The organism is Luteirhabdus pelagi, from assembly GCF_016827595.1.
In the GTDB taxonomy this organism is placed as follows: Bacteria; Bacteroidota; Bacteroidia; order Flavobacteriales; family Flavobacteriaceae; genus Luteirhabdus; species Luteirhabdus pelagi.
In genome coordinates this window covers 323443-337090 of the sequence record NZ_JAECMS010000002.1, presented here as the reverse complement: position 1 = coordinate 337090, position 13648 = coordinate 323443, and the positions used below count along the sequence as shown (strand labels likewise).

The 13648-nt window shown below is 41.5% G+C and carries 12 protein-coding genes and 1 pseudogene; 3 read left to right on the top strand and 10 right to left on the bottom strand.

Annotated features, from left to right (window positions below):
- Nucleotides 1–2 precede the first annotated feature (2 nt).
- From I4Q58_RS06340 to hemA, 10 genes and pseudogenes are all read right to left on the bottom strand, one after another.
- Nucleotides 3–1376 carry a tetratricopeptide repeat protein gene (locus I4Q58_RS06340; RefSeq protein WP_203294949.1) on the bottom strand — a complete coding sequence of 458 codons (1374 nt, stop codon included), beginning with the start codon at nt 1374–1376 and terminating at the stop codon, nt 3–5.
- 296 nt (nt 1377–1672) lie between these two features.
- Nucleotides 1673–2689 (bottom strand): sugar phosphate nucleotidyltransferase, encoded by a 1017-nt coding sequence (locus I4Q58_RS06335; protein WP_203294947.1) that lies wholly within the window; start codon nt 2687–2689, stop codon nt 1673–1675.
- A 23-nt stretch (nt 2690–2712) separates the two neighbouring features.
- Nucleotides 2713–3150: a dUTP diphosphatase gene (gene dut / locus I4Q58_RS06330; protein WP_203294945.1), complete on the bottom strand. Its 438-nt coding sequence runs from the start codon at nt 3148–3150 to the stop codon at nt 2713–2715.
- Nucleotides 3151–3219: 69 nt separating this feature from the next.
- Nucleotides 3220–4122, bottom strand: a pseudogene (gene hemF / locus I4Q58_RS15585) (oxygen-dependent coproporphyrinogen oxidase); the annotation flags it as partial.
- 641 nt (nt 4123–4763) lie between these two features.
- Entirely contained in the window at nt 4764–5531 is a 768-nt protein-coding gene (locus I4Q58_RS06320) for an EI24 domain-containing protein (RefSeq protein WP_203294941.1), read from the bottom strand.
- 20 nt (nt 5532–5551) lie between these two features.
- Complete coding sequence (locus I4Q58_RS06315) at nt 5552–6043, bottom strand: DUF6973 domain-containing protein (RefSeq protein ID WP_203294939.1); 492 nt, start codon at nt 6041–6043, stop codon at nt 5552–5554.
- Nucleotides 6040–7071: a uroporphyrinogen decarboxylase gene (gene hemE, locus I4Q58_RS06310; protein WP_203294937.1), complete on the bottom strand. Its 1032-nt coding sequence runs from the start codon at nt 7069–7071 to the stop codon at nt 6040–6042. Before hemE ends, I4Q58_RS06315 begins: the two co-directional genes overlap by 4 nt.
- A 4-nt stretch (nt 7072–7075) precedes the next feature.
- A complete protein-coding gene (locus I4Q58_RS06305) occupies nt 7076–7759 on the bottom strand; it encodes a uroporphyrinogen-III synthase (protein ID WP_203294935.1) in 684 nt (227 codons plus the stop codon).
- Between the two features lie 2 nt (nt 7760–7761).
- Nucleotides 7762–8700, bottom strand: a complete 939-nt coding sequence (gene hemC, locus I4Q58_RS06300; RefSeq protein ID WP_203294933.1) for a hydroxymethylbilane synthase — start codon at nt 8698–8700, stop codon at nt 7762–7764.
- Nucleotides 8693–9964, bottom strand: a complete 1272-nt coding sequence (hemA, locus tag I4Q58_RS06295) for a glutamyl-tRNA reductase (protein WP_203294931.1) — start codon at nt 9962–9964, stop codon at nt 8693–8695. Before hemA ends, hemC begins: the two co-directional genes overlap by 8 nt.
- A gap of 192 nt (nt 9965–10156) precedes the next feature.
- Here hemA and I4Q58_RS06290 point away from each other — a divergent pair, with 192 nt between their 5' ends.
- The 3 genes from I4Q58_RS06290 to I4Q58_RS06280 all read left to right on the top strand — a co-directional run bounded on the left by I4Q58_RS06290 (nt 10157) and on the right by I4Q58_RS06280 (nt 13598).
- Nucleotides 10157–11044, top strand: coding sequence for an AraC family transcriptional regulator (locus I4Q58_RS06290; protein ID WP_203294929.1), 888 nt, complete (start codon nt 10157–10159; stop codon nt 11042–11044).
- A gap of 137 nt (nt 11045–11181) precedes the next feature.
- Nucleotides 11182–12222, top strand: a complete 1041-nt coding sequence (gene hemH, locus I4Q58_RS06285) for a ferrochelatase (RefSeq protein WP_203294927.1) — start codon at nt 11182–11184, stop codon at nt 12220–12222.
- Nucleotides 12222–13598, top strand: coding sequence for an MATE family efflux transporter (locus I4Q58_RS06280; protein ID WP_203294925.1), 1377 nt, complete (start codon nt 12222–12224; stop codon nt 13596–13598). Before hemH ends, I4Q58_RS06280 begins: the two co-directional genes overlap by 1 nt.
- Nucleotides 13599–13648: the final 50 nt, after the last annotated feature.

Sequence of the window (13648 nt, the reverse complement as noted above, 5' to 3'; positions counted from 1 at the left end):
AGTTAATTGGAAATTGTAAGATTTTGGGCTTTGTTTTTAAATTCGGTTGCTTTATTGCTATCCCCTTTTAGGGTGTAGGCTTCTGATAGTTGTTGATAGAAATCGCGCTCCATCTTTGGGTCATCGAATAAGTAGGATAGTCCTTCCTCCAATTTTGAAATGGCAGCATCGGGGTTGTTAAGACCGATATTTGAAACGCCGTTCAGCAAGTACAGCAACGGTTGCGCGGGGAAAATATCCAAACCTTCACTACTTTTGGCCTCTGCTTCTTCATACTTTTCAAAATCGATCAAGAGCAGAATCGTATTCTTCAACAAACTGAAATTATCGGCATCGCGTTCCAATCCTTGTTGGTAAAATGGTAGGGCTTTTTCCTTTTTATTTTGGCTGACGTAAAAATCGCCTAACTGTTCAAATATTTTACCATCCTCTTCCGTATCGAAATACGTAACCGCTTTTTCCAATTGGGGCTGGTATTCTGGATTTGCATTCACAAATTCGATGAAATCGCCCAACACTTTATGCTTTTGCGGCGTTGGAATACTTTCTGCGGAAAAAACCGTTTCCATGGAAGAAAGGGCTTTTTCGATATTGTTTTCAGCTAAATAAAACTTATACAAAGAAACATGTACTTGCTTTGAACCAGGGCGATTTACCAACAGTTCTTTCGCGGTTTGAAATGCTTTCTCCGAATTCCCTTGTTCGCTATACATATAAATTAGATTCAGGTAATCCTGTTCGCTTTTGGGATTTTCGGCGAGTCGTTCTTCTAATTGTTGAATGGCGCCTTCCTCATTACCAGTGGTGCGATAAATTTGCGTTCGTAGCGCATTGCGATAATCACTTTCGCCCCAGGTTTCATCTAACTCGTCTAGGACTTGAAGGGCCTTTTCGTATTGCTCGTTTCGCGCATAGAGATTGGCAAGGTCTTCCTTATAATCATCATCGAACTCCATCAATTTTTGCACCAATGGAATGGCTTTGTCGTAATCGCTTTCCAAGTAGTAGAGATCGTACATTGCTTCTAACACATCCAAACGTTCCCCTTCCTTGTCCAATACCGATTGAAAACTCGCTTCCGCTTCCTCGTATTGTTTTAATTCCGTTAAGTTTTTTCCACGTTCGAAAGCAACGACTGCCTCCAATTCTGAATCGCCATCGGCTGCTTTTTCCGCTTTGCGAAGCGCAGTTAACGCTAATTCATAGTTTTCGATGCCCTTTTGTTTAAGGGCTTCAAAGAAATTCTCTTGAAAGGCATCGCTAACATTTCCAAGATCGTCGGTAGGTTGTTCTTCTGGGGTTTGGGCAAAGAGCGTGGTGACGGAAAAAAGAATTCCGATGCTTAGTAACCGAATATTTGTTGCTTTTTGCTTCATATTACATCCCCTCCGAGTTTTTCACTTAGTGAAAAACCCACCTCCCCCGCCTGTCCGGCAGGCAGGCCTTCAAAAGGGGAGGAGCTGTTAGGTCTATTTAATTCATTTCTAAGTTACAATCCGAATTTTTCGTTTCGAAAAATTCACCTCCCCCTATCAGGGTGAGGAGCTGTTCGCGGTTATTTATTTGCCTTTACTTCCCCTCCGAGTTTTTCACTTAGTGAAGAACCCACCTCCCCGGCAGGTAGGCCTTTATAAGCGAAGGAGCTATTCCATTTATATAGATTTGAATACTATTACTTCAATTCGCTATAATCACCAATGCTAACATTGGTAAAGTTTCCATCGAAGGTAGCATGATTTCCGATCATGGCATTCTCCAAGGTCGCATTTTTTACCGTTGCATTTGTCTGGATGATACTATTGCTAACGCTACTTTCCTCAATTATTGTGCCTTTCCCTATTGAAACATGCGGCCCAACGGTACTATTTTTCAGTGTTACACCGTCTGCGATAAAACAAGGCTCAATAATTTTTGAATTTTCAGTGGTGATTTTTGTTGAAACCAACGCTTCCCCATCTTCCGATAGGAAATCCAACATCTTTTTATTGGTCTCGACTGTCACTTCCTTATTTCCACAGTCCATCCATTCGTCGACCGTACCGGTTTTAAAGATTCTTCCGTCGGCCATCATACGTTTTATACCGTCATTAATCTGGTATTCACCTCCATGAATGATATCATTATCCAATACATATTGAAGTTCCTTTTTCAATACGTCAACATCCTTAAAATAATAGATTCCAATAACGGCTTGGTCGCTTACGAATTGCTGCGGCTTTTCAACCAACTCAACGATTTCATCTTTATCATTCAATTTAACCACGCCATAGGCTTCTGGATGCTTCACCTTTTTGGTCCAAATAACACTATCGGCCTCTTTATCAAGATTGAAATCAGCTTTTATTAAGGTATCGGCATAGGCAATAACCGCGGGTCCAGATAAGGACGGTTCGGCGCACATAATGGCGTGACCGGTTCCTTTGGGCTCTAACTGACGATAAATACTAGCTTTTGCATTCAATGACTTCGCTAATTCCTGAAGACTTTCCACGATATCGTCGCCAAAAAACGCTGGATCGCCTAAAATAAATGCGATCTCATCGATATCATCTTCCAAAATATTGGCAATTTCAGTAACCAATCGATGTACAATCGGTTTCCCTGCGACGGGAATAAGGGGTTTAGGAACGGTAAGCGTATGTGGACGAAGTCTGCTGCCGCGACCTGCCATTGGGACAATAATTCTCATCTTTTTCTTTTTTTTGGTTTGTTTTACTTTGTTCCGGTACTTCCGAAACCGCCGGCACCTCGTGAGGTTTCACCCAGTTCGTCTACTTCTTCCCAAACGGCGCGCTCATGCTTGGCAATCACCAATTGAGCAATGCGTTCACCATTTTCAATTGTGAAGTCATCATTGGAAAGATTCACCAAAATAACACCAATTTCACCGCGATAATCGGCATCGATGGTTCCTGGGCTATTTAGAACGGTAATTCCTTTTTTTGCTGCCAATCCGCTACGCGGACGTACCTGTGCTTCATAACCGATGGGGAGTTCGATAAAAAGCCCGGTTTTTACAATGGCTCGTTGGAGTGGTTTTAGGGTTGAAGGTTCCGATACCTGTGCCCGAAGATCCATCCCAGCGGAAGCTATCGTTTCATAGCTAGGCAACGGATGCTCCGATTTGTTGATAATCTTGATTTTATTCATGTTTGAACTAGTAGCAATTAAAGCTGTAAAAATAAGGTTTTTAGACGGCCGAAGCAGGAATTTGAGCGATTATGCCCATTCTTTAGGATTTTTTAATACTTCTAGCAGTTTAGCTTCTTCGGTTCCTGGTTCTGGATGATGATCGTAACGCCATTGCACGTGAGGCGGAAGACTCATTAATATACTTTCAATACGGCCGTTGGTCTTTAAGCCGAAAAGGGTACCCTTGTCGTGAACGAGGTTGAATTCCACGTAGCGACCGCGTCGAATTTCCTGCCAGTCGCGATTCGCTTCAGTATAGGTTAATTTCTTTCTCTTTTCAACTATAGGTACATAGGCCTCCAAAAAGCTATCGCCAACTTCAGTGACGAAATCGTACCAATCCTGCATGCTTTTGTCTTCGGTTTCCTTTAAATAATCAAAAAATAAACCACCTATCCCTCGAGCTTCATCTCTATGGGCATTCCAGAAATAAGTATCGCACTTTTCCTTATAAAGCGGATAGAAATCCTTGTCATGTGTATCACAGGCTTTTTTACAAACCGAATGGAAATGCTTGGCGTCTTCTTCAACTAGATAATAGGGGGTAAGATCCTGTCCGCCACCAAACCATTGGTCTACGATTTCACCACTCTTATCATACATTTCAAAATAGCGCCAATTGGCGTGTACGGTAGGAACAAACGGATTTTTAGGATGCAACACCAAACTAAGTCCACAGGCAAAGAAATCAGCATCTTTCACTCCGAAATACTGCTGCATACTTTCGGGAAGTTCGCCGTGCACTTCGGAAATATTCACACCACCTTTTTCGAATACCGCTCCATTTTCGATGACGCGTGTGCGGCCGCCACCACCTTCGGCACGTTCCCAAAGGTCTTCCTGAAAACGGGCAGTGCCGTCAATTTCTTCGAGGGTTTGGGTAATGGTGTCTTGTAGGGTTCGTATGTAGGTGACGAATTTGTTTTTGAGACCCGCTGGGTTTTCAAAACCCGGTGGGTCTACAGCTGTGAAATCATCGTCTTGTTTCGCTTTTTCGTGACTGTATTTCATATTTTCAATAGTATCAAAAAGTTTAAGGGCATATTCTTTCTCTAGTTTGAAATTAGAGGGTTGTTTTTCTCCTAGATAATAATGGAATGAGGAATAATGATACTTTTGGATGTTTTCAACTGGATTAGTATGTATATAAATGAATAGTTTACGAAAGTAGGCTTCTTCCGAAACTTTTTTCCTTTTGAAATTTCGTTGAAACAAACTCCCAACTCTATTTTCTTGCTTATTATAAGCTTTCGCGTATGCGTTGAAGAAGTTTGAAAATGCCCGGGAAAGCGATTCGCCTTCCTCATTCACTTTTATTAAAAAGTGAAAATGATTGTCCAGCAGACAAAAGGCGATAGTTGAGACTTTTTCACCAATATATTTCCCATAAAGCTTTAGGAAATAGGATTTATTGGCATCCGTACTGAAAATAGTTGCCTTGTTGATACCTCTATTGTAGATATGATAATATTTGTCTTTTTCCAGTTTTTCTAAATACATAGCATTGCTATTTCTTCATAGACCCACAGGGTACTTGAGACCCTGTGGGTCTTCCTTACATATCCATGATATTATTTTTTTAGACCCGCAGGGTGCTCTAGACCCAGCGGGTCTTTCAACAACTTCAACGTCTCCGTACTTGCTGCCGTTACAGAAAGCGGAAGGACGAGTATTATTCCAATTACGGGAATTAATAGCATCGCCATAAAAACAATTCCATTGGCGATGGCAGTGCCACGATGGTTCTTTACAAAAGTAACGCTTTCACGGTAGGTGAAGTGACGTTCCAAGGTGTAATCCATGTTTCCAAATCCAGCATAGTATGCTTGTACCAAAAACAGCAGAACCGAAGTAAAAATATTCACAATCGGAATTAAACTAAGCAGCAAAATTGGAATCGTTAAGAGTAATTCCATCAATAGATTTCGAACATTTATCCGAATGCCACGCCAGAGTTGCGAAATATTCGTAGTCTCGCGATGTGAATGATTTTCACCAGATAAATAAGCTTCAATCTTTTCAGAAACGGGACTCATAAATGGAGCACTCAACGCCATGACAATGTGTTTATATAAAATCAATCCGAGTGCGATGATGATAAGTCCGCCGAGTACATTTCCAATCGTTCGAAAGGTTTCTGCGCCCCATTCCCACAGCCAAATTCGTACGATGAAGCCACCGATATTATCGTTCCATCCCCAGGTTGCAAAACCTATTAATACTGCGGTAAGGAAGCTAATCGCCATGGGAACGCCGAAGTATTTCCATAACCCAAGTCTGGAAATCAGTTTGAATGTTCCGCCATAGGCTTTTATACTATTAAAAATCGATTTTATCATTAAAAATGATATTAAATAGCTTACTCTTTCGAAATAAACACCAATTTATCCCGAAATTTCTTCATTTCTGTAACTGTTGATACTTTTTGAGCATTTTTAGCCATTTTTTTAAGTAAATCGACCGTTTCTGCTTCATTTTGAGTGAAATTCTTTAAAAACTGACGTCTTCCAATTTCATTATTGTGCAGATCCATCGCTTCATCCAATACTTCATTTTGAGTTACTTTTTCATATAAATCGGTCACTTTTTGGGTAAAAACGACAGCTTTTTGCTCATTTTTGGAAATTTTGAACGTTTTTTGGCAGATTAATATATTCCATAGCGCATGTCGAAACGAATTGGCACGGTTGCTCTTATGATGCGTATCCCCATACAGGTTTTGACAGATTTCAAAGGTGCGTTTAGTTGCACGGAGTGTGGGAAAAATATATAACGGATGCTTCAAAAACAATACGGACAGCTGCCAAAGCTGTCCGATGCTTAAACTTCGAATGCGTGCCCAAAGATTCACGAGTTCGCTTTGTATTCCTTTACGGCTTCAATGAACGCGCCAGCATTTTCTATTGGAATATTAGGTAAAATACCATGCCCTAAGTTCACGATATACTTATCCTTTCCGAAGGCATCGATCATTTCAGTAACCATTCGTTTTATTTCCTTGGGCGGACTAAACAAACGTGTAGGATCAAAGTTCCCTTGAAGGGTAATGTTGCCACCCGTTAGTTTTCTAGCGGTTTGAGGCGAGCACGTCCAATCTACACCCAATGCAGCAGCACCGCTTTTCGACATTTCTTCCAAAGCAAACCAACAGCCTTTACCAAAAGCAATTACGGGAGCTTCATCTTTTAATGCATCAATTATTTGTTGAATATATTTCCAACTAAATTCTTGATAATCGGTAGGCGATAGCATACCTCCCCAACTGTCAAATACCTGAACGGCATTCACGCCCGCGGCTACCTTTTCCTTTAAATATAGAATGGTGGTATCGGTAATCTTCTGTAATAACTCATGCGCAGCCTGTGGTTGTGTGAAGCAAAACTGCTTCGCTTTATCGAAATTTTTCGAGCCTTGTCCTTGCACACAATAACAAAGGATGGTCCATGGACTGCCTGCGAAACCGATAAGTGGGATTTCATCATTCAACTTTTCCTTTGTCATTTCAATGGCATCCATCACATAACCCAATGTATCCTGAATATCAGGAACGATTACGCGATCCAAATCTTCTTTCTTGCGAATAGGATCCGGTAACCAAGGGCCCACGCCTGGTTTCATTTGAACGTCGATGTTCATCGCCTGTGGAATCACCAAAATATCACTAAATAAAATCGCCGCATCCATACCATAACGTCGGATAGGCTGAACAGTGATTTCACTTGCTAATTCTGGGGTTTGACAACGGGTGAAGAAATCATATTTCGCCTTTATTTCCATAAACTCTGGAAGGTACCGACCTGCTTGTCGCATCATCCAGACGGGTGGGCGTTCAACGGTTTCACCTTTTAGGGCTCGTAAGAATAAATCGTTTTTTATCATATGGTTATTGGCTATTAAAAAATTTCGCTGCTTTCGCAATCACACTTTCTACGGAAGTGCTATTGGCAGTAATCACATTCCCAAAATAGTTTTCTGCTGCTGAAGCGGTGGTCGGACCGATACAGATGGCGGTTGGCAGACCCGCTGGGTTTTCAACACCCGGTGGGTCTAGGTTGGCTGAAACGTAACTTTCAACACCACTCGGACTATAAAACAGTATGGCATCAAAGGTACGGGTAAAGCGTCGGTTTTGGATGACCGTTTTATACGTTTCTATTTCCTTAAACCGAATATTTTCATTTTTAAGGGCCGAAGGTAATTCGTCGCGACGTTTATTTCCACAGAAATAATGAAATGCATCATTTTTATGGTTTTTTATAATGAAATCTGCCAAATTTGAACTGTTTTCGGCAATTTTTGACACAGAATAGCCATTGTCCTCTAATGTTGCGGCTGTTTTGGGTCCCACACAAAAAAGAGTTAGTTCGGATATTAATCGTTTTGGGTGACGTAAAAACGCGCGCACTGCATTCTGACTGCTAAAAATGGCATTTGTAACATTGGAAGGCATTTCGAAATCTGTCAGCTCTATGCCAATAGCATCATATTCTACTAAGGTCAGTCCCGAATTGAGCAACAATTCCTTCTGGGCGATGGTTAGTTTTTTAGTAGAAAGAACCGATTTCATGATTATTTGTTCATTTCGCTTTTGATGGAGGCCATCAATTCCGCTCCACCATTTTCCAATAGTTCTAAAGCAGCATCTTTTCCAGCGCTTAAACGCACAGGGTGCTCGAGACCCTGCGGGTTCGGTATCGAAATCTCCTTTGCAGCCTCCAACTTCGTTTGTCCGTCCAATGAAAACAAACAACCTCTAAACTGAATAGAATTGCCCACTACTTCAGCCAAAGCACCGATTGGAGCGGTACAACCACCCTCTAGGGTTCGTAAGAAATCGCGTTCGATTTTCGTACAGATATCGGTCTTTAAATCATTCAGCTTTTGCGTGGCTTCAACAGAAAACGTATCATTTTCCATCGCAACCACTACCATAGCCCCTTGTGCTGGGGCGGGAATCATCCAATCCAATGCTTCATACGTGTCGGGAAGTACATCGATTCTTTCAAGTCCTGCTTTGGCAAAAATGGCGCCCTGCCAATCGTTATCCTGTAATTTTTGAAGTCGGGTATTTACATTTCCTCTTAAATCCACAACGGAGTGATGTGGATAGCGATGCAACCACTGTGCTTTCCTCCGCAGGCTACCCGTCGCGATGGTACATGGTTTTTCGTAGTCTATGTCACCTTTGGTTGCTAAGATGTCGTCGGTGGCGGCACGTTCTAAAACCGCCGTTTGAATAATTCCTTTGGGAAGCATCGTAGGGACATCCTTCATACTATGTACGGCAATATCCACGTCACCTTTAATCATGGCCACATCGAGGGTTTTGGTGAAAATTCCCGTGATGCCCATTTCATATAAAGGTGTGTCCAATACCAAATCGCCCGTTGATTTTACAGGAACCAGTTTGGTTTTGTAGCCGTGATTTTCTAATTGGGATTGAACGGTTTTGGCTTGCCATAGCGCTAATTGGCTATCGCGAGTGCCGATTCGGATAGTTTTATTCACTTTTTTCTGTTTCTAATTGAAACATTTTTTCCAACATCTCTAAATGAAGTTCGGTGCTGCCGTTGGCCTGTTTCAGGTGATTGACAACCTGGGTCGTAATTTTTTGAATAATGCGGTTGCTAATGATTTCCGCCTGATCTTCGTTGAAGTCGGATAATTTTTTACGGTGATAATCGATTTCGCCTTCCTTAATTTCGGAAAGTTTCGATTTTAAGGCCTTCACGGTTGGTACAAACTTTCGGTGTTGTGCCCAAGTGTTGAATTCTTCTTCAATTTCAGCGATAATCTCCTTTGCCATTGGAAGATGCTCGGCCCGTTGCGAGAGGGTCTGATTGGTCACTGCCGATAATTCATCTAAATGAACCAAGCTAACGTGTTCGTATTCCTTCACATCATCCGATACATTCTTCGGAATAGATAGGTCTAAAATAAGCAATGGCTTTTTCAGATATAATAATTCCTTTGAAATCGTAGGCTGTTGTGCGCCGGTGGCGACGATCAACACATCGGTTTGAGCAATTTCACTTTGAATATCAGAATAGTCCTTTACGATCAAGTTGAATTTACCTGCCACCTTCTCAGCGCGTTCCTTGGTACGGTTTATAAGGGTAATATGTTTGTTCTGGGTGTGCTTGATGAGGTTTTCACAAGTATTGCGACCAATTTTTCCTGTTCCAAAAAGCAGAATGTTCTTCTTTGAAACATAGGGAACATGCGCCATAATGTATTGAACGGCAGCAAAACTTACCGAAGTGGCTCCACTGGAAATATCCGTTTCATTTTTGATCCGCTTGCTGGCCTGAATGACCGCATTGGCCAAGCGTTCCATAAATGCGTTTAATAAACCAATCTTTTTGGACTGTCGGAAACTGTTTCGTAACTGACTGATAATTTCAAAATCGCCTAAAATCTGACTATCCAAACCGGTTCCAACACGGAAAAGGTGGGAAACCGCTTCTCTATTTTTATAGATATAGGATACGTTTTCGAACTCTTCTACCGTTCCTTTCGTGAATTCGCATAACAATTTGATAAGCTGATATGGATGCTCGGCAAAGCCGTACAATTCGGTACGATTGCAGGTAGAGATAATAGATAGGGAGTCGAAACCATCCGCCTTTGCTTGCAGTAAGATTAGCTCTTGGGCTGAAGCATCGACGCTAAAATGACCACGTATTTGTGCATCGGCCTTTTTGTAGTTCAAGCCGATAACATAAAAATTCCCTTGTAAAGAATAGTTATTTGAATTGTTCACAGATGTCATACCTAACGGCGCAAATGTAACGGCTATCTATTTTAAAAAATAACGCTTGCGGTACGAATTGTATCGAAACCCGTAAAATTGGCTATAAAAATGACATTTGTCATAAAAACACCCTATTTTTGAGGGCTACGAATGGAAGTAATGGGTGTTAGTTTAGAATTATTCTAAATAAACCCAAAGAATTTTTATCGCATGGAGGAAAAAAATGTCGCTGAAGGTTATTATGAGGAATTGGTTGTCTCTGAAGGGTTTCACGTATTAAAATTTAACAATGACAGTGCTGAGAACCAAGTTTTTAAGCGCGAGATAAGCGCTTCCTATCTACAATTTCATTATTGCATAAAGGGGTCTGCTAATTTCGTATTTAATGAAGGAAACTATGCACTGCCCATTTCTGAGGAAAGCGCTTTGTTATTATACAATCCGGAGAAAGAGCTGCCTTTGAACCTTACCTTATTTCCAAAATCCTGGGCTGTTTCGCTTTTGATCTCTATTGAAAAGTTTCATAGGCTTTTTTCAACCGAAGCAGATTTCATCACTTTCTTAAAGGATGAAAACAAAGGCCGGAAATACTATAAGGATTCGGCTATTTCACCTTCTATGGCGATTGTGTTGAACCAAATGATGAACTTCAATCTTCACCCTATGGTGAAACCATTGTACTATCAGGCGAAGGCGTACGAGTTGTTGAGTTTGTACTTCAATAAAACAGGTGAAGTAGACGTAGAGCAATGTCCGTATCTCGCCGATGAGGAAAATGTTGCCAAATTGAAGCGCGCTAAGGATATCATAATTGCTAGAATGGCCGAACCCCCGACTTTGCAGGAACTTTCTGAAGAGATTCAATTGCCCTTAAACAAATTGAAGGAAGGTTTTAAGCAGGTATATGGCGATAGTGTGTTTAGTTTTTTGTTCGATTATAAAATGGAAGTGGCAAGACAGTTATTGGCTACAGGCGACCATAATGTGAATGAGGTCGGACTAAAAGTAGGCTACAGCACGGCGAGTCATTTTATTGCTGCTTTTAAAAAGAAATATGGCACGACCCCCAAAAAGTACTTGATGGCACTTTCTAAATAGCTTGCCTCTATACCTAAATTGATGATAACTTCATGTGGCTGTTTTACCCTTCCTTTGGAAAGCGGTATTTTTGCCTTCAAAGACCTGCCGGGTTTTTGAAACCCAGCAGGTCTACGCAAAAATGAAATGAAATAGCTATGAAAAAAGGAGTTCTGCTCGTCAACCTTGGTTCACCCGATAGCACCAATCCGAAGGATGTCAAGAAATACTTGGATGAATTCCTGATGGATCCACGCGTTATCGATGTCCCCTTTTGGCTTCGCAGTTTTATTGTACGTGGTATTGTATTGAATACAAGGCCAAAGAAATCGGCCGCTGCCTATCAAAAAATTTGGTGGGATGAAGGTTCGCCGCTAATTGTAATCTCAGAGCGGTTACAGGAAAAAGTACAGCAGAAAGTAACGATTCCCGTAGGACTTGCCATGCGGTATGGAAGCATGACGTTGAAGAAAGGGATGCAGGAGCTGATCGATCAAGGTGTTGAGGATATGCTCGTAGTTCCCTTATATCCTCAGTTTGCTATGGCCACGACCGAAACGATTAATGTGAAGGTGGAGGAATTGAAGGAAGAATTTTTTCCGAATCTGAAAACAACATCACTTCCCGCCTTTTATCATCGCAAGGATTATATTGAAGTTTTGGCAAAGAGTATGGCTGAAAAACTTGAAGGCTTAGAGTATGATCATTTGTTGTTTAGCTATCATGGAGTTCCAGAACGGCATATTCGTAAAAGCGATGTAACCAATGGTCATTGTAAGATAAATGAACAATGTTGTGTGACCGATTCACCCGCGCATCAATTTTGTTATCGTCACCAGTGCTATGAAACCACTCGATTGGTAGCTGAAAAGCTTCAACTAAAAGACAATACCTACTCCACTTCCTTTCAATCGCGATTGGGCTTCGACCCATGGTTACAGCCGTATACCGACCGCACCATCGAACGACTCGGAAAAACAGGCATCGAAAAAATGGTGATTGTTACGCCTGCTTTTGTCAGCGACTGCTTGGAAACGTTGGAAGAAATCGCCATGGAAGGAGAGGAGATTTTCCATGAAAGTGGAGGGAAAGAGTTTACGACCATCCCATGTTTAAATGATCGGGATGATTTCGCTCGATTGCTTGCTGATTATATTGAAGAATGGCGTATCATAGATACAGATAAAGCTATCGCCTAATGGCAAAACAAAGTCGCTCTGCCAGCTTAGGCACCGAACCAATTTCGAAACTGCTCGTTCAGCAGGCGGTTCCAGCTTCTATCGGAATCTTGGTCATGTCGCTGAACATGATCGTTGATACCGTGTTTGTGGGTCGATGGATTGGTCCGTTGGCTATTTCAGCCATTACGGTCGTTATTCCTATTACCTTTTTTATAGGAGCGATTGGTTTGGCCGTAGGTATTGGAGGAAGTTCTGTTCTTTCCAGGGCATTGGGTGCTGGCAACGATTCGAAAGCAGTGAAAGTCTTTGGTAATCAAATTACCTTAACATTTCTTACATCAGGTTTGTTGGCTGTCATCGGTTTGATTTTCCAAAACGATTTGATAAAATTCTTTGGAGCCGATGAATCTTTTATCGATTTAGCACTTTTATACTATCGTATCGTTCTGTATGGAATTGTTATGCTCGCCATGTGTATGATGGGAAACAACGTCATTCGTGCGGAAGGCAAGCCGAAGTTTGCGATGTATGCCATGATGTTGCCGGCTATTGGTAATATTGTAATGGACTGGGTACTTATAAAGGTATTCGACTTTGGAATGTATGGGGCTGCATGGGCAACCTTTGTTAGTTACGCCATTTGTTTCGCCTTTATCGTCTGGTTTTTCATTTTTAAAAGTGAACTTCGTGTTACGTATCACTGCTTAAAACTTCGGAAAAAAATCGTTGGTGAAATCAGCAGCTTGAGTTCGGTTACCTTAGCGCGTCAAGGAGTGATAAGCATATTTACTATTTTAATCAATAATGTACTTATTAGTACGGGTGATGCCATGGACGTGGCGAGTTACGGGATTATTAATCGTATGTTGGTTTTTGCACTATTTCCGGTAATCGGGGTAAACCAGGGATTCCTTCCTATTGCAGGCTTTAATTATGGAGCGGAAAAGTATCAGCGGGTTCGGGAAACTATCAATACCTCCATAAAGTATGCGGGTGGATTGGCAATTCTCATCTTTATTCTCATCATGTTGTTTCCTTCGGAAATCGTTTCCGTCTTTATTAGTAGTCGAGAGGGATTGGATGCCGAAACTATGGCGAATAACCAAACCTTGTTAGAGCGTACCCCAGATGCCTTACGGTGGGTGTTTGCCGCAACACCAGTAATTGCGGTGCAGTTGATAGGGGCCTCCTATTTTCAGGCAATTGGAAAAGCCATCCCGGCACTTTTACTAAGTTTAACCAAACAGGGCTTTTTCCTGATTCCTTTAATTCTTATTCTTCCTAGTTTTTTCGGCGTGTACGGTGTTTGGTACTCCTTCCCGATTGCAGATATATTGTCTACGGTAGTCACAGGGTATTATTTAAATAGAGAAGTTCGAAAAACACTCCGCTAGACCATTTCATTTTTAAGTATATTTAACCGTTACTTTCGTAAATACCTTCT